At 40.1% G+C, this 4382-nt stretch carries 2 protein-coding genes and 1 pseudogene; 2 read left to right on the top strand and 1 reads right to left on the bottom strand.

Annotated elements, in window-relative coordinates:
• Positions 1-612, bottom strand: a pseudogene (gene rrtA, locus P20652_RS18010) (rhombosortase); the annotation flags it as partial.
• 96 nt (positions 613-708) lie between these two features.
• On the opposite strand from rrtA, the gene ggt reads away from it, so the two are divergent.
• Both ggt and P20652_RS09905 read left to right on the top strand, forming a co-directional pair.
• A complete protein-coding gene (gene ggt / locus P20652_RS09900) occupies positions 709-2487 on the top strand; it encodes a gamma-glutamyltransferase (protein ID WP_008168500.1) in 1779 nt (592 codons plus the stop codon).
• Positions 2488-2626: 139 nt separating this feature from the next.
• A complete protein-coding gene (locus tag P20652_RS09905; RefSeq protein WP_008168499.1) occupies positions 2627-4321 on the top strand; it encodes an NAD-dependent malic enzyme in 1695 nt (564 codons plus the stop codon).
• Positions 4322-4382 lie beyond the last annotated feature (61 nt).

The following is a 4382-nucleotide window of genomic DNA, read 5'->3' as shown; positions in this document are numbered from 1 at the left end:
GTTTTTGTTGGGTTGAACAAAATCTAACTTTATTTTTCTTTTTAAAGAGCTCTATAGCCAGTGGTAAGGCAAGCAGAGTCCCGCCAATTACACCAATTAAATGTGCATCAATAGCCACAGTGGAGTTAATAAGCTTTCCTATATCAGCATTAGGGCCGCTAAATTGCTCAAATGCTATTTTAATCCATACACCTATAAATAATAAATAACCCGACTTTAGCCCTACGGTTATATCTTTAACTGCGCCCCATATAATTACACCATGCAGTAGAGCACTTAATCCGGTGTAAATATGTATGTTTGGGCAAAACCAGTAAACACCGAGTCCACACCACAGTGCTAGCGCAATTGTATTAAAAGCGTAGCGAGTAGGGGATGTGTATTCGCCATGTAGTAACCATATTAGTAAAACACCACTGGCATTTAGTCCCAAATGAGCCCAATTAGCATGAACAAATTGGCTAGAAAAATTCGCCACAGTTCGCCTTCATCAATTAGGCTTCGGTTAAATTCAAGTAAATTATTTAAATCAAATGCAGCAAAAATGGTACTAAATAGCAGCAAAATAATAGGCGGTAATATATAACGAGGTTGAATAGGTAAATTAAGCATTTTATTATATTTTTTAGTCAAAATTTTTGCATATTGTGCCCGTTTAACTTTAAGATGCCAAATACAACTACGTAATTAAGTGTTTTTAGTATTTTTATGCATTTTAAACTTAACTCATTATTTGCTATTGGACTGTGCGCAATAACATTGCCTTCATTTGCACAGCAAGCAACTCAAATTGAAACTCGCGAACCTGAAGCCGCTACTGGATTAATCCATAAAAAAGTGGTGCAAGGTGATAAATACATGGTTGCTGCGGCAAATCCATATGCCTCAAGAGCCGGTCAACAAATTTTAGCCCAAGGTGGCAGTGCCGTAGATGCTGCCATTGCTACTCAACTAGTGCTTACTTTAGTTGAGCCGCAATCGTCAGGTATTGGCGGTGGTACATTTATTATGTATTACAACAAAGCTAACAATAAATTGACTAGTTTTGATGGCCGCGAAACCGCACCTGCAAATGCAGACGAAACGCTGTTTTTAGATAAACACGGTAAAGCCGTTAAATGGATTGAAGCCGTAGTAGGTGGACGCTCTGTTGGTGTACCCGGTATTTTACATGCCTTTGCAAGCGCGCATAAACAATACGGTACATTACCGTGGGAAGCGCTTTTTAAACCGGCTATTGAACTTGCAGAGCAAGGCTTTGTTGTTTCGCCGCGTTTACATGGCTTATTAGCCCGCCAGTTAAACCCTGGCGTGTTGAGCATGCCAATTATTAACGAATACTTTTACCCAAATGGTAAATTAATCGAAGCGGGTAGCGTTAAAAAGAATCAACCACTTGCTGATTTGTACAAAGACATTGCAAAGCAGGGCATTGATGCATTTTACAAAGGCGAAAATGCTAAACAAATGGTTAATGCTGTTCAATACTCTAAAATTGCCCCTGGTAAATTAAGTGTGCAAGATTTAGCAGATTATAAAAGCAAAGAACGCGATGCGGTATGTATTCAATACCGAGCTTATAACGTGTGTTCTATGGCGCCACCAAGTAGTGGCGGTGTAGCAGTACTGCAAATGCTTGGCCTACTTGAGCATAAAGATATGAGCGCACTTAAGCCAAACAGCGAAAAGGCGATTCATTACTTTAGCCAAGCTTCGCGTATTGCATTTGCCGATCGCAATATGTACATGGGCGATCCCGATTTCACCCAAGTACCTACACAAGAGCTATTAAACAAAGATTACATTGCCTCACGCGCTAAATTAATTACCGAAACAGACCAAAAAGCCGTAGCCGGAAATCCAGTCGAGTACTTAAGTTATGCAATGGATGATTCGTATGAGTTACCTTCTACTTCGCATGTCTCTATTGTAGATAGTAAAGGTAATGCCGTTTCGATGACCAGTTCAATTGAAATGGCGTTTGGCTCTACGGTTATGGTTAATGGCTTTATTTTAAATAACCAACTAACTGATTTTTCGTTATCGCCACGTAAAAACGGCAAGCTGGTAGCAAACCGTGTAGAGGCAGGTAAACGCCCGCGTAGCTCTATGTCACCGGTAATGGTATTTAATAAAGATGGCAGCTTACGTTTGGTTGTAGGCTCACCCGGTGGTAGTCGTATCATCGATTACGTTGCACAAGTTGTTGTGGGTGTTATTGACTGGAATTTATCAGCGCAAGACGCCATTAACCTACCGCGTACAACAAACCGTAACGATTACACCAGCCTTGAAAAAGGTACAGTCATCGAAGCCATTGCGCCTGCACTTATTAAACGCGGCCACAATGTACGTATTATTGATTTAAACTCGGGCTTACACGCAGTTGAAGTTAAAAATAATACCTTATATGGTGGTGCTGATCCGCGCCGTGAAGGTGTTGCGTTATCTGATTTAACTAATAATAACGCCACGATCCAATTTTAAATTATGTATAATACAAACACGAGTTAAGCTCGTGTTTGTATATTATCAATGGTCTGACAAGTTATATACTCATTGCAATTAAACCTTTAACAATGATAATGGCAGATCATAACTTAAGACTTCGTTAAAGCCTGGAAATATGACAACTAATACTGATCCTAACTACTTATATATTCATCATTCTGGCCCTGGCCTAATTGAAACACCGCTATTAAATAAAGGTAGTGCCTTTAGTAAAAAAGAACGCGAAAATTTCAATCTTGCTGGTTTACTTCCTCCTCGCTTTGAAACAATAGAAGAGCAAGTTGAGCGTTGTTATCAGCAGTATTCTAGCTTTACCGACAACCTTAATAAGCATATTTACTTACGTGCGATTCAAGATAACAACGAAACACTTTACTACCGTTTAGTGCGTGATCATCTTGAAGAAATGATGCCAATCATTTACACGCCTACCGTTGGTGACGCTTGTGAAAAATTCTCAGACATTTACCGCAGTGCACGTGGCTTATTTATTTCTTATGAAGATCGCTACCAAATTGACGACATTTTACGTAACGCTACCAAAGGTAAAGTAAAAGTTATTGTTGTAACCGATGGCGAACGTATTTTAGGCTTAGGCGATCAAGGTATTGGTGGCATGGGTATTCCAATTGGTAAATTGTCACTTTACACAGCGTGTGGTGGTATAAGCCCAGCATACACATTACCTGTAATGCTTGATGTGGGTACTAATAACGAAAAGCTTTTAAACGATCCTATGTACATGGGCGCACGCCATAAGCGTATTGCTCAAGACGAATATGATGAGTTTTTAGATTTATTTATTAAAGCGGTTAAACGCCGTTGGCCAAGTGTATTACTTCAGTTTGAGGATTTTGCACAGCCAAATGCAATGCCGTTACTTAAGCGCTACCGCAATGAAATTTGTAGCTTTAACGATGACATTCAAGGTACGGCGGCTGTAACAGTGGGTTCTTTACTTGCTGCGTGTCGTGTTAAAAATTCAACATTGAGTCAGCAAAAAGTGGTCTTTGTGGGTGCAGGCTCTGCTGGTTGTGGTATTGCTGAGCAAATTATTAGCCAAATGGTTTTTGAAGGTATTAGTGAAGCTCAAGCGCGTAGCCAAGTATTTATGGTTGACCGTTTTGGCCTACTTTCAGAGGGTATGGAAGGCTTACGCGATTTCCAACAAGCACTTGCACAACCTAAAGGCTCGTTAAGTGATTGGACTTACAGCGGTGAATACGCATCACTTCTTGATGTTATGAACTGTGCACAACCAGACATTTTAATTGGTGTTTCAGGCCAACCAGGTTTGTTTACTGAGCAAGCTATTCGTGCAATGCACGCCAGTTGTGAACAGCCAATTATTTTTCCATTAAGTAATCCATCTAAGCAGGTAGAAGCGCATCCTGCTGATGTTATTAAGTGGACTGACGGAAAAGCACTTGTTGCCACAGGTAGCCCATTTGATCCTGTTGAGTACAATGGCGAAACGTTCCCAATCCCACAATGTAACAACAGTTATATTTTCCCGGGTATTGGTTTAGGGGTTATTGCCGCTAAAGCGACACGCATTACAGATGCAATGTTAAGTGTGTCTAGCGAAATGCTTGCAGAGTCGTCGCCGCGAGCCAATACAGGTAAAGGTAGTTTATTACCAGCCTTGACTGAAATTGAAACGCTAAGCAAACGTATTGCATTTGCCATCGCTAAAAAAGCAATCGAAGAGGGCGTTGCTCTTGAGATTACTGATGATGCGTTATGGGCAGCAATTGACAAAAATTACTGGTTACCAAAATACCGTAACTATAAACGTTGTAGTGTTTAATTAGGTTTATAAGTAATTAAAAGTAAATGGCGTAATAGCATTAATTACAACGCTTAACAAA

It is taken from the genome of Pseudoalteromonas sp. BSi20652 (genome assembly GCF_000239855.1).
In the GTDB taxonomy this organism is placed as follows: Bacteria; Pseudomonadota; Gammaproteobacteria; order Enterobacterales; family Alteromonadaceae; genus Pseudoalteromonas.
This window is presented reverse-complemented; position numbering and strand designations above follow the sequence as displayed.